At 49.7% G+C, this 18894-nt stretch carries 16 protein-coding genes; 9 read left to right on the forward strand and 7 right to left on the reverse strand.

All coding sequences use genetic code 11. The annotated features are described in order from the left end of the window. The first annotated feature begins 139 nt into the window (after positions 1–139). Positions 140–2278 carry a methyl-accepting chemotaxis protein gene (locus F1593_RS14330; protein WP_149402247.1) on the forward strand — a complete coding sequence of 713 codons (2139 nt, stop codon included), beginning with the start codon at positions 140–142 and terminating at the stop codon, positions 2276–2278. Between the two features lie 53 nt (positions 2279–2331). Here F1593_RS14330 and F1593_RS14335 read toward each other — a convergent pair whose 3' ends face one another. The 4 genes from F1593_RS14335 to F1593_RS14350 all read right to left on the reverse strand — a co-directional run bounded on the left by F1593_RS14335 (position 2332) and on the right by F1593_RS14350 (position 5825). After that, positions 2332–3177 carry a TrmH family RNA methyltransferase gene (locus tag F1593_RS14335; protein ID WP_149402248.1) on the reverse strand — a complete coding sequence of 282 codons (846 nt, stop codon included), beginning with the start codon at positions 3175–3177 and terminating at the stop codon, positions 2332–2334. Positions 3178–3251: 74 nt separating this feature from the next. Further along, positions 3252–3611 carry a 50S ribosomal protein L20 gene (rplT, locus tag F1593_RS14340; protein ID WP_149402249.1) on the reverse strand — a complete coding sequence of 120 codons (360 nt, stop codon included), beginning with the start codon at positions 3609–3611 and terminating at the stop codon, positions 3252–3254. A 37-nt stretch (positions 3612–3648) separates the two neighbouring features. Beyond that, positions 3649–3855: a 50S ribosomal protein L35 gene (rpmI, locus tag F1593_RS14345; protein WP_149402250.1), complete on the reverse strand. Its 207-nt coding sequence runs from the start codon at positions 3853–3855 to the stop codon at positions 3649–3651. Positions 3856–4121: 266 nt separating this feature from the next. Further along, positions 4122–5825: a hypothetical protein gene (locus F1593_RS14350; protein WP_149402251.1), complete on the reverse strand. Its 1704-nt coding sequence runs from the start codon at positions 5823–5825 to the stop codon at positions 4122–4124. Positions 5826–6564: 739 nt separating this feature from the next. Here F1593_RS14350 and rpsF point away from each other — a divergent pair. The 6 genes from rpsF (at position 6565) to recJ (ending at position 12993) form a co-directional block, all read left to right on the forward strand. Beyond that, complete coding sequence (gene rpsF / locus F1593_RS14355) at positions 6565–7080, forward strand: 30S ribosomal protein S6 (protein ID WP_149402252.1); 516 nt, start codon at positions 6565–6567, stop codon at positions 7078–7080. 112 nt (positions 7081–7192) lie between these two features. Then, entirely contained in the window at positions 7193–7594 is a 402-nt protein-coding gene (locus F1593_RS14360) for a single-stranded DNA-binding protein (protein WP_149402253.1), read from the forward strand. Between the two features lie 17 nt (positions 7595–7611). Beyond that, complete coding sequence (gene rpsR / locus F1593_RS14365; RefSeq protein WP_149402254.1) at positions 7612–7890, forward strand: 30S ribosomal protein S18; 279 nt, start codon at positions 7612–7614, stop codon at positions 7888–7890. Between the two features lie 342 nt (positions 7891–8232). Further along, positions 8233–9663 (forward strand): peptidylprolyl isomerase, encoded by a 1431-nt coding sequence (locus F1593_RS14370; protein ID WP_149402255.1) that lies wholly within the window; start codon positions 8233–8235, stop codon positions 9661–9663. Positions 9664–9869: 206 nt separating this feature from the next. After that, a complete protein-coding gene (gene hemW, locus F1593_RS14375; protein WP_149402256.1) occupies positions 9870–11108 on the forward strand; it encodes a radical SAM family heme chaperone HemW in 1239 nt (412 codons plus the stop codon). Between the two features lie 37 nt (positions 11109–11145). After that, on the forward strand, positions 11146–12993 hold the full coding sequence (gene recJ, locus F1593_RS14380; protein ID WP_149402257.1) for a single-stranded-DNA-specific exonuclease RecJ: 1848 nt from the start codon (positions 11146–11148) through the stop codon (positions 12991–12993). Between the two features lie 130 nt (positions 12994–13123). On the opposite strand, the gene F1593_RS14385 is transcribed toward recJ, so the two are convergent. Then, positions 13124–14377: a Glu/Leu/Phe/Val family dehydrogenase gene (locus F1593_RS14385; RefSeq protein WP_149402258.1), complete on the reverse strand. Its 1254-nt coding sequence runs from the start codon at positions 14375–14377 to the stop codon at positions 13124–13126. A 683-nt stretch (positions 14378–15060) separates the two neighbouring features. On the opposite strand from F1593_RS14385, the gene rocF reads away from it, so the two are divergent. Continuing rightward, a complete protein-coding gene (rocF, locus tag F1593_RS14390; protein ID WP_149402259.1) occupies positions 15061–15954 on the forward strand; it encodes an arginase in 894 nt (297 codons plus the stop codon). Between the two features lie 221 nt (positions 15955–16175). Beyond that, positions 16176–17111 (forward strand): branched-chain amino acid transaminase, encoded by a 936-nt coding sequence (locus tag F1593_RS14395; protein ID WP_149402260.1) that lies wholly within the window; start codon positions 16176–16178, stop codon positions 17109–17111. A 352-nt stretch (positions 17112–17463) separates the two neighbouring features. Here F1593_RS14395 and F1593_RS14400 read toward each other — a convergent pair whose 3' ends face one another. Both F1593_RS14400 and F1593_RS14405 read right to left on the reverse strand, forming a co-directional pair. After that, positions 17464–17976 (reverse strand): hypothetical protein, encoded by a 513-nt coding sequence (locus F1593_RS14400; protein WP_149402261.1) that lies wholly within the window; start codon positions 17974–17976, stop codon positions 17464–17466. 177 nt (positions 17977–18153) lie between these two features. Next, entirely contained in the window at positions 18154–18699 is a 546-nt protein-coding gene (locus tag F1593_RS14405; RefSeq protein ID WP_149402262.1) for an ABC transporter permease, read from the reverse strand. Between the last annotated feature and the right edge of the window lie 195 nt (positions 18700–18894).

The raw sequence follows: 18894 nt of genomic DNA on the forward strand, positions 1-18894 counted from the left end.
ATGGATGGATAAAAATTTGGTTTTTCAAAAATGAAGGGTAGACTGAATAGTAACTGCTACCATCGTCAGGTAGCAGCATATGTTGCTCCGTGCGGATATGTTGAGGTGTTCTGGTGTCTGAGGAGGAGCCGAACTAGCTATGTTCAAATTGTTATCTACTATGCAGATTTCCCGCCGTCTCTTGCTAGCATTTTTGCTCGCGGCGGTCATACCTGGCATTGTTATTTCCACACTCGGTTTCACCTTTTTAAGAGCCCAGGCCGAGCGTAATCAGATCATTCGCATAAATATTAGCGCATTCAAGTCTGCCACCACGGCAGGAAGTTACTTATCTGAGCTCAATTCACTACTCGTAACCACTTATTTAGAACAATATCAAAGCCGGCCCGTGCTGGATAGAACGCCGGATGATGCAAAGATTCAACACATCTATGAGAATAACCGCCTCTTTGAAGCCACGCTTCATCATTTCAAACGAAATTATAGCTTGCTTACATCCCTGCGGATGCGCGACACATTACATATACTCAGAACCAATCATCTAGATGCGTCACTTCCCTTGCAACAACAGCAGGATCTAGATCAAATCTCGTATGTGCTCTGGCCCGATTATCAAGCAGCTCAGGCGCTTGCTATTGCGGCCCTTAAACAAAAAATGCCGCTAGCCAGAGCCCATCCATTGATTGCCAGCGCCAATAGTGCTTATACCATTCTCGCCACGAAATGGGACGAGATTGTCAATATCATGGATCAAATCAATACACGTATGATCGCTACTACTCCAACGCGCACCAATGAGATCGCCTTTATGGTCGTCATGGCCTTTTTCGGCATTATTATGCTGGTAGTGATTATTGGCACAACCACATATCGCTCCATCATGCTACCACTACAACAAATAACGCTCCTGACGCGGAGAGTCGCACAAGGTGATCTCCATGCTCGTGCTCCTATTACAGCACATGATGAAATTTCACTCGTGGCTGCTTCAATCAATAAGATGCTCAATAGTATCATGGTCGTAATCGAAGAGATGCAAACGCAGAGTGACGTTACGCAAGGACATATTGCGCGTCTGGTTTCGGAGGTGCGGGGGATCGCGGATGGAGATTTGAGTATCCAGACCGGAGTTAGTGATACCTCAGTAGGTATACTGGCAGACACCTTTAACTATATTATCGAAGAATTAGGAAGCGTGGTAGTGCGTATCAAAGAGGTAGCGCATAAGGTCGCCATCTCCTCTAGTGGCGTTTTGGACTATCTGGCAGAGACGGTAGATAGCAACAACATTCAATTGCAACAGATGAGTAAGGCCAGTGCTGAAATTGAGACAATGGCAATCTCAAGCCGTGCAGTAACCGAGCGAGCCCAGGTTCTCTATGAGGTGGCGCGCGACGCACGTCAGGAGGTCCAGCGAGGAGATAAAGCAACTGAAAAGATTGTGAGCGGCATGGAGCGCATCAATACTCACGTCCAGACTGTCTGTGGCAAAGCGCAGCTACTGGACGAACACGCGCGGCATATCGATGAAATCATTGAGATTATTTCCGGCATTGCCCATCAGACTAACCGGCTGGCCCTGGACGCAGCCATTCAATCCGCTATAGCAGGAGAAAGTAACCAGGGCTTTGGTGCCATAGCCTCCGACATCCGACGACTATCCGAACGTACCAAGGACCAGGCAACGTTAATCACCCATCTCGTACGCGATATCTGTGAGGAGGCTGGCAACATAACTACAGCCATGCGCACCATAGAAAAAGAAAGTCACCTTGGCATCCGTCTCAGCAAAGAGGCGAGATGCGCGCTTGAAGCTGTCTCCGGCGCAGTAGAACAGCAGGCCCGTGAAATCGAAAACATCAATGCGATGTCGCTTCAGCAACTGCAATCATCCCGTATCGTGATACAGATCATGCAGGAATCTACAACATCCACGCAACGCAATAGTACCAGAACTCGTGAGGCATCCCATACAGTTGAAGGACTGGCACACCAGGTAGATCATCTCCGACTCTCGGTAGAAATCTTCAAATTGCGCTACAACCAGACCTATTATGTTGTTCCCAGGACGAATCACAGCAAAGGCATCCCATTGACAGTCAATGACATCTTTAATCCTGACAATCCAATACTCAATAAGGTGCCCCTTTATCATGGGCACCATGCGCCCATCGGCCATCCCACCTTTCCCGCATCAACCGCCGATTATGCCAGAACCGGCGTGCCCAAAACTGAGCAAGAGAAACCAGATAGCCATAATAACAAAACGCTTTCCTGACGCCAATCAAGCCTCCGCATGTTCATTAGCTATTCACCAAAATTGGTGAATAGCTAATGAACATGCGCATTCTGACGTACAGTCTCATAGAGGATAATTCCAGTTGCCATCGCCACATTCAATGACTCCACGTCATTTGCCAGTGGAATGCTCACTGAGAGCGTCGCCAGGGCATGGGCCTGCGCAGAAGGGCCATGGGCCTCGTTACCAACGATTAAAGCAAAAGGCTGCGTCAGATCCTGAGCAAAATACATTTGATCACTACCAGCCTCCGCCAAGAAGACACGCGGCTGGCCTGCGCAATGCGCAGTTATGTGCTCAGCAATTTCATCCCATGTTACATGGGCCTCTACAGGCAACGCCACATGCGCACCAGCGGCTGCACGCACCACCTTGGGACTATAATGATCAACACAATGAGCGGTCAACACAACCCGCTCCACATCAGCCGCCAGGGCGGTACGCAGGATAGTTCCCATATTCCCTGGATCAGCCAGATCATCCAAAATCAGCAGGCAGGGGCGTTGCACTTGAGGACGTCGAGCCTGTATCTGAGCACACGCTAATGTCTCCAACGTCAGGACGCTAACCACACCCTGAGAGGTTTGAGCTTCGCCCAGAGCCTCAATTACACGCTCGCTCACTTCAATCAGTTGCGTAGCAGGATGAATCGTTATCAGAAGCAGCAAGCGTTCCAGCAGTGCGGCTCCTTCAGAGGTACGTTGCAGCAAAGCAGGCTCGTAATAGATTTCAGTGGGCCAGAGCTGAGCATTCAGTAAAGCCTCAAGTAAATGCGGACCCTCCATCAAGAAAAGGCCACTTTTTTTGCGCCCACGCGACGTATGTAATGTTTGGAGCTTGCTAATGCGTGAATTAGAGGGACTGGTAATGAGAGTCATACATTCCTCAAAAAAAAACAAAGGACCCACCCTATCACAACGGACAGGCGGGTCCTTTACGTATGAAAATGCTACTATGCTTTGGCAGCATCCAGAGCTGTTTTCACAAGTGTACCAAAGGCGGCGATATCATTGACAGCCAACTCGGCCAGAATCTTGCGATCAACATCAATATTAGCAACGTGCAAAGCATTCATCAACTGGCTATAGCTCACACCATGCATACGAGCAGCAGCATTGATACGGATAATCCACAGACGGCGCATGTCGCGTTTGCGGTTACGGCGGTCACGGTACATGTACGCCATTGAGCGCATGACTGACTCATGAGCGGGGCGGAACACATTACGGCGCGTACCACGGTGGCCTTCCGCAAGTTGCATTATCTTTTTATGTTTTTTGTGGGAAGTTACTCCACGTTTTACTCTTGGCATGTTCTTTCCTTAATCCTTTATCAATCTCAACTACAACTTAGAATGCGTAAGGTAACAAGCGTTTCAGACGGCGTGTATCGGCAGTAGCCAGCGGAAACAACTTGTCCATGGAACGAACAGCCTGAGGCGACTTATTGCGGCGCAAGTGGTTGATAGCAATTTTACGACGCAAGACTTTACCGCCAGCGGTCACTTTGACGCGCTTGGCCATAGCTTTGTGTGTTTTTAACTTCTGCTTTGGCATAGCTCTTTCTTTCCTTATGGGCAGGGCAACGTTTATTTGTGCAACTTCTAGCGTCTCACCCTCTGTCACAAGCACCATTAAGGACCTATCAACAGTAGGAAAAAGGACGTAGAAAATGATTGAAAACCCTTCAATCTACCAGCACATCTATCAAAGGCGAAGAGAAGCCTTTTTCAAGAAAAATCCCCCGCACGCGGCGTGTATTATAACATACCCATCCTCAATCAGCAAGGGCCATAGCAGAGGGAAAATCGCTGCACCCTCTCTTAATAAGGACGAGAGGCCCAGGGGGGATGTTCGATGGGAAAGGTAGGGCTATTGTTATCATCTTCCAGAGGTTGATTTGAGCGACCAAGCGCCATTTGCCAGGTGGCATAAAAGAAGATACACCAACCCCAGAGCAGGCAGGGGATGCCAATTACAGCCAGCCCCTGTCCGGTCCAGACATCGGGCCACTGCCAGAAGTAATAGCTCGCTAATGCTCCCAGCATAAGCAGTAGCGCACCCCATGCTGTTTTGCGACTCGCTGAACTGAGGGCCAATACGATGGGTACGAAGAGATAACAGGGCCAGTATAACGGCTGCAAGATAGCCCAGAGCAGCAATAACCAGCCGCAACATTGCAGCATCGTCTCGATACTATTGGCGAACCAGAGAGAGAAGAAGAGATAACAACCGATAATTGTCAGGGCTCCTAAGGACCAGTTCTGGGGCAGGATGAGCCAGGATAAGTTGGCGGGTAGATGGACAGGCATGTTCAGAATGGCGGCATCCAGAGAGTTGATGGCATGTGCTTGCCAGAAGATGTCGCGCAGGTTTAAGAGGATACCTATCACTCCCCAGCCCTTCCAATAGGGAATGTAAGCCAGAAAAATGACCAGAACGGTGACAACCAGCATGCCCAGGGCACAAAGGAAGAACCAGCCACAGCCTTGCAAGCTGGCACGGCGCAACGCGAAGACAAATAAGAGCGGCAAGATGATCAAAGCATAGGGACAGACCAGAAAGGCCAACAAAGCACAAACCCAGCTCAAAACGTTGGCTCCGCGCTGCAAACAGAACAGCGCTAACAAGAGAAAAGAGACCAACAAGATCTCTGGATGGACCAGTGCAACACCGACCAGGAGAACCAGGGGATTCCAGGCGTAGCTCAGCGTCACGCCAAGACGTTGCAGTGGCTTCTGGTTGGAGGTGAAATTCCAGAGCAAAATGGCATTAAATATATGCACTCCCAGGGCCAATACACGCCAGGATAGAATCATCTGGGCGGGATCAGAACGCGAGATCAGTGCAATCAATATACTCAGATCCATCCATAGCGGTCCTACACTGCCGGGCGTAAAAGATGGCTGGGCGGGCAAGTAGTTCAGCAGAATTTGTACAGGATCATGTGCCAGCAGTGCACTATGCGCGATATAAGGATTGAGATAATAGAATTCGACCATCCGACCATAGAGACCTGAGACCAACATGGTACGCGTCAACTCGTTGAGGGAGAGCGGGGCAATGACCATTGTCACCGCAAAGAGGATACTAAAGAACAGAATCAAGCCGAAGAGCGGGCCCAGATAAAGCGTCGAACGAATAAGAATACGCCGACCAGCCCAATTTCCAGCCAATACCGCCAGCCAGATACAGAAAAGAGATGCACCTAACAGGACAAGCAATGGATACAGATGTCCATACAGCAGGCCGTGCCAGGGAAACCACGATAAGTTTACATAAGGAATCCAATCGAGACGCTGATAGGCCCATGTCAGCCCCGGCCAGAACTGCTCCCAATCATGTCGCAGTGGATCAACCTTCGCCCCACGGCCAGCCAGCCAGGGGTACAGTGCCAGATAGCAGAGCTCCAGAGAGCAGCCCAACACTACCAGCAGAAAAAAGGTCAGGCGACGTGCCCTGACCTGCCTCCGCAAAACTGACACATCACGCACAGGATAGATTGCCAATGTATTCACCGCAGGCATCGCAGCTGCTCCTTATCGAAAGATTTCTCTGAATTTTTCTCACGCTGCTATCAATTCAGCGTTCGTCTATCTATGCCAGGTTACCGCTTGCGTCGCTCCGCGAACGAAGGCGCTGTTTCTGTATGGAAATATACTCAATAATATCCTGACAATAGTATGAGCTATTGTGTATACCCTGTCAATAAAGCAAACGCAGACAGCGCCTCTTTCTAGCCCCCTTCTTTCCGCCCTCCACCAATAAACACATACTCTTCTACCCATATATGTAACAGGAAACGTAGGTGTGGGCCGACGTCGGCCCACACCTACGTTTTGTACGTTTTTAAAAGTAGGAAGATAGTCATGTTTTAGGGCAAAGAAAGGCGAGCATTTCCAGATTACCAACTTGTGCCAGTATAAAAAGAATAGGACCATAGAAAACAGTAGTAAAGTTGTACACCTCGGCTCTATTGTCAGACATGGGGAACAGTGCTATAATGCGTGGTATTGATGGCTTCCACAGGCTAGCGGACAGATTTTATGTTTATATCAATCCGCTCGTTTGGCTTGCCCACAAGCGAGAGGGAGCATCACTGCCACCCACGAATATCGTGGGACGATTTTTTTACTGAGGCCGCAAATAGGTAAAATAAACTTACTAGCGGCATCTGAGTTTAGCATCAAGTATGTATTGATGCTCCACCTGCTCGGGCAGAAAGTTCTCTGACCACGAGCACACCCAGAGGAAGGAGGTGGCTTCATGAGTCGAGATTACGAATTAGGCGTAGTCTTCAGTCCAGAAGCCAGCGAAGAGGAGACACGATCAGTATTAGATCGTATCGAACAGATCGTCGCTAAACATGAAGGTCACATTGTAAAGGTTAATCAGTGGGGACGTCGCCGTCTGGCTTATCCCATTGACCGCCACCGCGATGGAATTTATGTGTTCCTTGATATGGTTCTGACTCCTGAGACCGTGATTGAAATCGAACGTACCCTGAAGGTTTCGGAGATTGTTCTGCGCGAAATGGTTCGCAAACGCGATCCCAAAGCCGTCCAGAAAGAGCGCGAAGAGCGCGAAGCACGTGCTGCCGCTGCCGCCGCCGCTGCTGAAGCAGCCGAAAAGGCTCCTGAAGCAACGGAGACACCATCTGCAGAAGAAGCTTCAGCAGAGCCAGTAGCCGAAGAAAACCCGGCTGAAGAGGCTGCTGCTCCCGCAACCGACGAGACCGCTGCCCCTGTTGCGACCAGCAACGAAGAGCAGGTTCAGGCATAATTGGTCGGCATTGCCGTTCCAGAATGCTGAAAAATGAGACGTTTGGGTGCATTCGATGAAATCTCTCTGCATCAGGTTGAGGTTGTACAACACGTCGAAAGGATTTTGAGTCATGAACAAAATTATGCTGATCGGGAATCTCGGAAAAGATCCTGATATGAGCTACACAACCAACGGTACTGCCGTAACGAAATTTTCGTTGGCCGTGACCCGTCGTGGCAAATCTGCTAGCGGCGAGCGCGAGACAGATTGGTTTAATATCGTTGCCTGGAGTCAACTGGCAGAGACGTGTAACAACTACCTGAAAAAAGGTCAAAAAGTGTTTGTTGAGGGCCGCCTGGATCAGCGCCGCTATACCGATAAAGATGGTGTTAGCCGCACTGCTATCGATGTGGTCATCAATGACATGGAAATGCTGACACCTAAGAATCAACAACCGAGCAATACTAGCTCCGGTAGCGATTCCTATAACGTGGCCGATGACCTTGGAGATTTAGAGGATCACCCCTTCTAGATTGAAGGAGAAAGACTGTGCAGAGACCATCAGGTCCACGTCGTGAGCGACGTGAGCGTGGCGAGCGCTCTTCTCGCCGCAAAATTTGTCAATTTTGCCACGACCACGTACGAGAAATCGACTACAAAGATGCAAGCCGCTTCGTGAAACGATACATTTCTGATCGTGGAAAGATCGAGCCTCGCCGCAAGACGGGCACCTGCGCCAAGCATCAGCGTGGTTTGAGCACTGCAATCAAGCAGGCCCGCTTTATGGCCCTGCTCCCCTATACTGCAGAACATATGCGTGGGATGTAATACCCTATTGTTACTCCCTGCTTGTAGCTGATGAGGGATCTGGAGCAGTGAACTATACAAGGTTCCGCTCCAGATCCTTCGGGGTCCGACCTGCTCAATACTCTGTAGCACGGAAATTCAGTTTTTATTTGTAGCGAGAAGATAGTTCTCAATCCATAGGACAAACTGACACCGATACACGCGATCCGTTTCCAGGCAACTCTTCTGCGAGGTGTTGACATGTACAACAAGCAGAAGCGTGAAGCGACCGCAACCACCCTATTTGTGTGTATCGTGCAACCCGTGCCGGGGAGAGGGTTTTCCTGATGGCACAAGCCAGGGATATCCACGTTGGAGGTTTTGATGAAAAATCAAACGGCGCGTCGGCCTGAAGGTAAAGGCACCACGCGTTCTGCCCGAAGCAAATACAATAACAAGCAAACGGCGCATGTTGAAGCCCGGCGCGATGGTCAGCCCCTTATTTTTGGCTGGGGAGGCCACCTGAGCCGTGCTCAAAAGACACAGCTTCAACGTCTGGGTGTCTGGACATTTATTGGCTTCATTACGTTCCTCATCATTGTCGTAATCGCCGCATTCTGGATCAATTTCAACATTATCATTCCGAATTTGTCGGTTGCAAATGTCAACGGCCAAACCATTCCCCAATCTGATTACCGTAAACTGGTAGCCCTCAAAGGTCAGATCGCAGAGAATACCTTTAAAGGGCGCAATGGCACCCTGGCCCAGGAAGCAAGCATAAAGACAAAATCAACGGATCAGCAAAAAGTGGTGGATGCCGATACGAAGAAGGTGAATGATCTGACGACACAGATCAAAGCTCTTCCAAAGAATTCGAATCAGCTCACTGACCTCCAGAATCAGCTTACCGCAGCAAAAACACAGCAGACCAGTGATCAGAAAATCAAATCAAATTACGACAGTCAGTATGCTTCCCTCAATCAGACCGACCAACTTCAGGAACAGCTCTTTACCCAATCGCAAATTGGTACCGAGAGCGTGCAATGGCTGCAGGAAGATATTGTCATTCGTAACTGGCTGTCCAAACAAAGCACAGCCATTCAGAATAAGGTTAATCCTACCAGTAACTCGGTCAATCAAGCCTTGAATGCAGTGAAGGCAAACTTGCCCCGAGGCACAACCTACAACGGTTTCCTGCAGAACTCCAATGTCAGTGATGCGGATTTACAGTCGATGATGACCCTGATTCAGCGCCGCAATAATATGCAGAACTATCTGGCTTCGCAGATTACTTCGCCAACACGTCAGGTTCAGGCGCGTGACATCACATTGAGCACACAGTCAGCGGCTGCAAATATCTTAAAGCAACTCAAAGCCAATGGCGACTTCAATGCGCTCGCCAAAGCTCAATCCCTGGATAGTAACACGAAAACCAAGGGTGGTGAGCTTGGTTGGTTAGCTCCTGGTCAATATATGTTGAGTGATGGTGCCAATACAGCCGCCACTGTGGATAGCTGGATCTCTGATCCTGCCCGTACAGCGAATGAGCTCAGTCCAGTGCTGTCAGAAAACGGGACATTCCACATTGTACAGATCGAAAATATTGACCCATCACACGCGATTGACAGCGCCACATTGAAATCCCTGCAAGGGAATGCCCTGAAGTATTGGATCGAAGTCCAGAAGGTTCATGGCGTGAAGTTCAGTGATCCCGATTCGACCATGTTGTTTGATGCCTCCAACGTGCCGAGCTGGATTCCTCAATCACCGCCAACGACCCCGACACCTCAGATCGGTAGTACAACAGGTCAGTAAACACAACTTTGTTATCCATGTTGTAGGAGCATTTTTCGAAGCATCTTATAAATGACGGATAGATTGGTCAGCGCACTGCAAACCAGGGACTGACCAATCGATCTGATCCCGTAGCGCTCATGCCTACGCAGCAGGTGCGGAAAAATGCTCTCTATCCATTTTAGGCACACCCATCAGGCATACAATTAAGGGATAAAATAACACCCATGACGTCCATCGAAACACAGATACAACAACAGCCACGCGTACCTCAATCTCTTTTACAGATGACTGAACCAATTCAGGACCTCCTGGAAACAGCTTCTCTCTACCTCCATGTTCCATTTTGTCATACCCGTTGTTTCTATTGTGATTTCAATACCTTTGCGGGCATGCTCCCACTGCGAGAGCCCTATGTCCGGGCCCTGCTCACCGAAATAGCGTTGGCCGGTCAGCAGGCGCAACATGAAGATGGACGTAAACGCCGTTCACGCACAATCTTTCTGGGCGGGGGTACTCCAAGCCTGTTAAATGTCAATCAGATCACGCGTATACTTACCGCCTGCTTCCAATCTTTCGCGGTTGACGAAAATGCAGAGATCACCATGGAGGCCAATCCAGGTACACTCAATCAGGAACAACTCCAGGGCATTCGCAAAGTGGGTATCAATCGTTTGAGTATGGGCGCGCAGAGCATGGATGCAAAATTGCTCAAAACGCTAGGCCGTATTCATTCGCCAGCAGAGATCGTCCAGGCCGTTCGCTTCGCACGTGCCGCTGGCTTCTCATCTATCAATCTAGATTTTATGTTTGGATTACCAGAGCAGACCATGCAGCATTGGCAAGAGACACTCAAGCAGGCTCTCGATCTGCGACCCGAACATCTTTCACTCTATTCACTGATCGTCGAAGAGGGTACGCCTTTTATGGATTGGTTTAAAGAGGGACGTATCATTCCCGGCGATGAAGATCTCTGCGCAGATATGTATGAGTACGCGGACGAGCTGTTGCGGCAGGCTGGCTATGTCAATTATGAAATTTCTAACTGGGCGCTCCCCGGCTATCATAGCCAGCATAATCTTACCTACTGGCAAAATCTGCCTTATATCGGCATGGGTACGGGCGCGGCCTCCAGTTTTGCCAATCGGCGTTTTTCAAACGAACGCGAGCCCGCCACTTATATCAAAACGCTCAAAAGCGGTCGCCTGCCGGAGGTTGAAAGCGAAATCGTGGAGCATGCACAGGCCATGTCCGAGACAGCGTTTCTCGGCCTGCGCACCGCGATGGGAATCCATCTCCCCACCTTTGAAACGCGCTTCAAAGAAACATTTGCACAATTTGTGGGCAACCGCCTGCAACGCGTCGAAGAGGCGGGCTTATTAGAATATGAAGATGGCTGGCTACGCTTGAGTGACCGTGGACGTCTGCTGGGCAACGAGGTCTTTATGCGCCTGCTACCAGAATAACGACCATTGCCTGAGTTACCAGTAAGGAAAGAGACACGTGGAATTATCATCTCATCTGGCGGCCACATGGGAAATAAAGCCCAGACTTGACGACGCCTTTTTTGCGGAACTAAAACATACAAATATTACCCCGATCCAGGCACAATTACTTGCCAATCGAGGCATACACGACATAAAAGAAATGCAGGCTTTCATTGCTGCCAGCTATGAGGACACACGCGATCCCCTGACATTGATTGATATGCCACGTGCCGTTGCACGTATACTGCAAGCTATCGAACAAGAAGAACATATTACTGTCTATGGGGACTATGATGCAGATGGCGTGACCTCTTCGGCCCTGCTCTATCGCGTATTACGTCAGCTTAAACATCCCACTGCCGAACTGGATCATTACATTCCCAATCGCCTCAAAAATGGCTGTGGACTCAACGACAACGCTATCGAAATATTCAAAAAACGTGGAACCAGATTGATTATCACGACCGATTGCGCTAGCTCGGATGTCAGTCAGGTAGAACTGGCGAATAGCCTGGGCATAGATATCATTATTACTGACCATCACCATCCACCAACGGAATTACCAAAGGCGTATGCCATGGTCAATCCCTGGCGTCCAGACTGCAATTACGGCGAGCGCAACCTGTGTGGTGTCGGTATAGCCTTTAAGCTAGCACAGGCTCTCTATCGGGCATATAAACGGCCCACAGAGGAGGAAATGGAACTGCTCGATCTGGTTGCCATCGGCACAATTGCAGATATCGCTCCCTTGCTGGGTGAAAACCATACTTATGTACGGTTGGGATTAGAACGCTTAAATGCTACCCGCAAACCTGGCCTCCAGGCCTTGATCCGTAACGCCAATCTGCAACCGGGCAAGATTCGTGAGCGCGATATCGCCTTTGGTATCGCGCCCTGTATTAACGCTGCCGGGCGGATGAAGGAGGCCAGTATTGCCTTTGAGCTGCTGGTGACTGATGATAGCGCTGAAGCAGAGCGGATCGCGGAAGAGCTTAAGCAACTGAACATCCAGCGTCAGCAAGAGACTGAAGTTTTGGTAAATACGGTGCGCGAACAGGCCAGCAATTATCCCAATGACGCCGTAGTCCTGGTCCATGGTGAAAACTGGCACGAGGGTATTATCGGTCTGGTAGCAGGCAAGATGGCCGAAGAGCTGGATAAACCGGTCCTCGTCCTCAGTGATGATCCAGAAAGACAGACCAGCAGAGGATCAGCGCGGAGTCAGAAGGGCTTTAATATCATTGAGGCGCTACGGGACTTTAGTTCGCAACTGGAGCGCTATGGCGGTCATAAGCAGGCAGCTGGATTTACTATTCTCAGTGAGCGCGTTGAAACATTGCGTGCCCATCTCTTACGCTGGCAGAAAAATGATGGGGCCACCACAGCCTTGATCGATGGCAGTAATATGCCAGATCCCACTGGCATTGTCACCGAACAGGAAAGTAGCGAAACCGCGCCGCCCCTTACTCCCCGCATGGTAGATCTGACCATCACACAAATGAGCAAGCTTGATTATAAAACGTATAAGGAGCTACGCCAGCTCGCTCCATTTGGGGCAGGGAATCCAGAGCCACTCTTCGCGATAGAACGTCTGCGCCTGCTCAATGCGCGGGCCAGCGGCCCCAATCGACAGAATATGCTCATGCGCCTGGCAGTCCCGCAAAAAGGAAGTGACCCGCAAACAGCACAGCAGCCTTCCAGACAAGAGATACTGCCCAATGGTATCTATACACGTGGGGCCAGCGAGATAGCCCGCTTCCAGAATGTCAACGAGGTTGATGTGATCTTTCGTCTCAGCTCAGCCGAAAACGACAGCAAACCAGATGTCTGGCTCAAGATTCTGGATGTTGAGCCATCCAACTAACCTCACAGCAGAGGCCAGCCATGTAACATCGCATGGTTGGCCTCTTACTAAAGAATTCAATAATATGAATATGACTACGGAAAAAAACATTCGTTCAATGATACAGTAGCCTGGCGGCTTCATCAAATGCTTACGGATAAATGCCCCGCAACTCGGTAGCTTCAGCCACACGACTCACAGCTAACAGATACGCGCCCATACGCAAATTGGTCTCTTGCTCCTGCGACTTTTGTAGCACTGCCTCAAATGAACGAGACATAATGGCATCCAGGCGCTGATTGATCTCAGCTTCTGACCAGAAGAAATGCTGAAGATCCTGGACCCATTCAAAGTAACTCACCGTCACACCACCCGCATTCGCCAGAATGTCCGGTATCACCAGGACCCCATTCTCATTGAGGATATGATCGGCCTCAGTGGTTGTTGGACCGTTGGCGGCTTCAATGACCACACGGGCCTGTACACGGGCCGCATTCGCACCCGTAATCTGATTCTCAAGGGCTGCCGGAATGAGGATATCACAGGGCAGTTCCAGCAACTCGGCATTCGAGACTGGCTCGACGCCAGGCAGGCCGCGTAGATTACCATGTTCCCGTGAAAAACGCATTGCCGTTGGAACATCGATACCATGAGGATTATACACACCACCACTGACATCACTTAATCCAATCACCTTACAGCCCAGTTCATGCAACAAACGGGCACTGATACCACCGACGTTTCCAAAGCCCTGGATCACCACCGAGGACTGTTCAGGAACCATACCGAGATGGCGCATAGCGGCCTTCGTCACTACCAGTACTCCGCGTGCAGTCGCCTCCAGACGTCCTTCGCTCCCGCCGATTGCCAGTGGCTTCCCCGTAATCGCCGCCGGGACCGAATAACCCTGATGCATTGAATAGGTATCCATCATCCAGGCCATAATCTGTGGGTTGGTATTCATATCAGGAGCGGGAATGTCACTATTGGGACCCATCAGAATGGAAATCTCGGTCGCATAACGACGGCTGAGGCGCTCAATCTCGCCGCGCGACATCTGATGGGGATCACAGATTACCCCCCCCTTCGCACCACCAAAAGGAATATTCACGACCGCACATTTCCACGTCATCCACATTGCCAGAGCCCGCACCTCATCGAGAGACACTTGAGGACTAAAACGAATGCCTCCCTTGGCCGGACCACGATTAATGTTATGCTGTACTCGATAGCCAGTAAAAACCTGGACATCGCCATTGTCTAAGCGTACAGGAAAATTCACGCTAAGCTCGCGTTTAGGAGCCCGGAGAATTGTACGCATCGCCTGCGATAATCCCAGACGATCAGCCGCCTCATCAAATTGCGCGACGGCCACAGCATAAGGACTCACAAAATCGACAACCATAATAAACGGAACCTCCTCTTACCTGACCCGAAAAGTCAGGCTGCTACGTCGCATGAAAAGCATCATTGCTTCCCTCTCACCACATGCTAAGTTCCCGATAATAAGATACCTGGTAACGGTAAAAACCCGCCCATCCGGGCGGGCTCGCGTATAGTCCATATAACCTACAGTATAGCATCAATCCTTAAATACTATCAAGTCAACAAGTCCATAATTATCTCGCTTCTCAGACGATATATAATAAAATTATTATTCACAAAACAACTTATAGTAACGAAAACTATCACGGCTAAAATAAGAGTTTTATTTTTTACAGGATATAATTCCATGTATTATCGTATTTTCTGGCGAAAAGAGCCTCTTCCACGCAGGCACGTATCCCCCAGGCGATACACAGCCATTCCTGGTCATCCAATCACCTGAACACGGTTTGCCTGTGGACAGACAGGGACTTTCAACACGCCTGGCGAGCGGCTCGCCAGCGCGCTTCATCCTGTTGTAGCTCACAAAATTATGTAAAAAGTATCTACTACAGCAGCAGAGGAGAGCATAGACAAATTTACTGAGCAGTGCATATAATGGAAAAGAACACCTCTATCGCTATACAGCGAGGCGGTTTTATGGCATTGTATCTGAGTACAGTATTTATCTGTGTTTGAAGGGGAGTCGAGGTATACACTTTTATGCGCATTCGTGTTATAGGAGCACCCATTGATTTAGGTGCAGACCGTCGTGGCGTTGACATCGGACCACGAGCTATCCGCTACGCAGGCTTAAACGATCAACTACACAGGCTTGGTCATACAGTCAATGATGTCGGGAATCTCGATGTTCCCCTGCCTGAAAACCAGCCCACCGGCAATCCCCGCTTAAAATATCTTGAGCCAATCACAAAACTGGCCGAAGATCTGGCCCACACTGTATCAGATGCCCTGGCCGAGCAAGAATTTCCTTTAATCCTGGGTGGTGACCATAGCATGGCATTGGGATCAATCAGCGGAGTAGCATCCAAGCATAAAAACCTGGGAGTCATCTGGGTAGATGCCCATGCCGATTTCAATATCGAATCCACTACCCCTTCCGGCAATATTCACGGCATGATCCTGGCTGCCCTCGCTGGTTTAGGAGAAGAGCAACTGGTCAATGTATGCGGCTGGGCTCCCAAAATTGATAAGAACAAAATCGTTATCCTGGGCGCACGCGATCTGGATGAAGGTGAACAAAGGCTGCTACGAGAACAGCATATCCACGTCTTCACCATGTCGGATATTGATCGGCGCGGCATCGCCACCGTTATGCAGCAAGCGATTGAGATCGCAGGGGCGGATAATGGTCCGATCCATCTCAGCCTGGACCTCGACTCCCTCGATCCCAAGGAGGCCCCCGGTGTTGGCACCCCGGTACGGGGAGGACTCAGCTATCGTGAGGCCCATTTTGCCATGGAAATGCTTGCGGAAAGCGCACGTCTGGTCTCAATGGACGTTGTAGAAGTCAACTCTATTTTGGATCGCGAAAACGCCACCGCTCAACTTGCCGTTGAGCTCACACTCTCAGCCCTGGGCAAAAAGATCCTCTAATGGTGAAAGCTTATCCCATCAGTACGCTTTCCAGGCGGGAGTACGAGGAACCGCAACTTTTATAGATAATCCTCACATTGTATAAATGTCTCGTAGGCGTTATCATCAGGTCATTGCAGATATATATCCATGAGGTTTTAATACATCTTCTAGCACTCGATCACAACATTGGAGAAGGAGGAGACGATAAGTAGCAACAGTGCGGCTTATCCACAAAAATAATGGACGCAAAAATACTTTACATGAACGGTGAATACCTTCCAGCCGAGCGTGGTTTCATTTCAGTACGTACCCACGCGTTTGCCTACGGAACCGGTGTGTTTGAAGGCATTCGCGGTTACTGGAATGCCGAGACCAAACAGGTCTATTTATTCCGTCTGCGTGAGCACTATCAGCGCCTGCTCAATTCCTGCAAGATCCTGCGTATGAGCCTGCCCTATTCGGTTGATGAACTCATCGCCAGCAGCGTGGAGTTGGTCAAACGCAACGATCAACACGAAGATGTGTACCAGCGCCCGGTAGCCTATAAGAGCAACGAGATCATTGGCGTCCGTCTGAACGGCCTTACTGATGACTATATCCTCACCTCCGAGCCTCTAGGTGATTACGTAAGCACTGGCGGCCTACGCTGCGGTGTCTCATCCTGGAGACGTATTGATGATAACGCCATTCCTGCACGTGCCAAAGTCACTGGCAGTTATGTCAATGCCGCCTTTGCCAAAACGGAAGCCCTCCAGAACGGCTTTGACGAGGCTATCATGCTCAATCATGACGGACACGTCTCCGAAGGTAGCGCGGAAAACATCTTCTTGATTCATAATGGAGAGATCATCACCCCGGCACCTTCAGAAAACATCCTGTTGGGTATCACCCGTGAGACCGTCATTCAGTTAGCGAAAAACGAACTGGGACTCACTGTACACGAACGCCAGATCGACCGTACCGAACTCTATACAGCAGACGAAATCTTACTTTGTGGCACCGGCGCTCAGATTGCTCCGGTCATCGAAGTGGATCATAATCCCGTAGGGAACGGGCAAGTAGGACCGATCAGCCAGAAGCTCCAGAACCTCTACATTGACATCGTCCGCGGACGTAATCCCAAATATCTCGACTGGTGCACGCCAGTCTACGCTGAAGTCGCTGCCCAGCGTTAAGCTTGCAAGCAGACATAGAAAGAGAGCCAGGGACAGATAATTGCTCAGCTTATTATCTGTCCCTGGCTCTCTTCATAGTAGGCCTTTGCGCCGATAGGGAGGCGGTTGATTTTCGTTGAAGTGCCTGTTTCCTCTTTGTGCTCATAGCGTTTATTGCTCCATCTGAGATATTTCCGTTCGCGAAGACGTTGAACCCATGCCCTGGCCATTGCCTCCACGATCTCTGTATGAGGCAATGAGACCTCGCTGTCGTAAGCTCCTTTCCAAGATTACTCGTAGCGCAACAGTTCGCGGATGTGCAGGCGTGACGCGGTGAGAGCCAGACCCACGCAGGCCAACGCGCGACTCTTCTCTATGCACCAATTCTGATTTCGCTATTATATGTCAAGGTTGCATGAGCGCTATTCACCTTCTGAGACAAGATGTAGAATCCGGCTTTCAGGTTTTTATCCAACTGAAAGTCATATTGGTACGTTTTATTCGTCCAATCATCTGTTTGAATCACAGGCATCGACTTGACGATGGTTCCAGTCACGCCTTGCGGTGTCATCGCCTTCTTCATAGCATCCATTGTCGCGTATGGCCCTCTCAGATCCGCGTAGATGCTCACAGGCGAGGCGGAAGATTCAGTTGAGTCGCTAGCGGCCAGGGAAGTCCACTTGAGCGAAAATGAAGCGCCTGAATTGAAGGTGTAGAACTCCTCGCCCGCTTGCGTCCCAGTCCCTGATAGATTCTTTGTAAAATTTTCATAATTATAGGTTTTATGGGGAGTGCCACAACTACACAGCACAAGCAGAATCATCACACATAACAGACTGGTAGTCAGAGCAAACGGATGACGAAGCTTTGAAGGTGCGATAAACATATCTTATTTCTCCTTAGGCATGGTTCAGAATGAGCTCAGATCAATGTGACAACTTTGAACAACCCACACTGTGAAAAATAAATCCTGAGAGGGCCTCCTGAGCGGCTTCAGGATTTATTTGTGGGTGTTTCCATCGTTCACAACTGTCACATCCATTTGAACCTTGCCTTATATTTTTTATTCATAGCGCAGGATATCGGCAATGCGCAGATGAGCGGCATTCAACGCAGGCCCAATACTGGCAATAGACATGATACCCATAATGACCACGAACATCTCAACAATCACCAGAGGATCAAAGGCGAAGGAAACTGATAATAGGACACGATTCAGAAAGTACACAAATCCATAGGCTGCGGGGATACCCAACAAGACCCCAAGAACCCAGGCCAATATCGAGAGCGACGCACCCTCAATCCAGAATACGCCTGCAACATTGCGCCCCGTGGCTCCCATTGAACGCCAGATGCCAATCTCGCGACTGCGTTCTAAGACCGACGTTGTCAACAGATTAATCAGCGTGAGCAAGCCAACGCAGCCAATCAAAGAGGCAAAAGCATAGAGCAGCAACGACACTGGTTGAAACTGATTTTGTGCTTGCTCGATAATAGCTTGCATGGCAAGCACATTTCCATTCAGATTGTCCTGCGTCAAGGTCACACCGATACTACGCGTCAATCGATCAACCATATTGCTACTGCGATCAGTTGCCTGTATAATCAAACTTGAGGCTTGATCAGTGGGAACCTTATTAAACTGATTTAGCCCAGAAACGCTAGTGATTCCGACCCCTAAGAACTTATCCGAAAACCTACAAGGAGGAAACGCGATCACATTGTTGAAAGCAAATGAGCGCACAAGCCAAGCACAACAAGGTCTGATAGGAACGCGGGCGCTTCTCCCAGCGGATCAGCAGAC

It is taken from the genome of Dictyobacter arantiisoli (genome assembly GCF_008326305.1).
Taxonomy (GTDB): Bacteria; Chloroflexota; Ktedonobacteria; order Ktedonobacterales; family Ktedonobacteraceae; genus Dictyobacter; species Dictyobacter arantiisoli.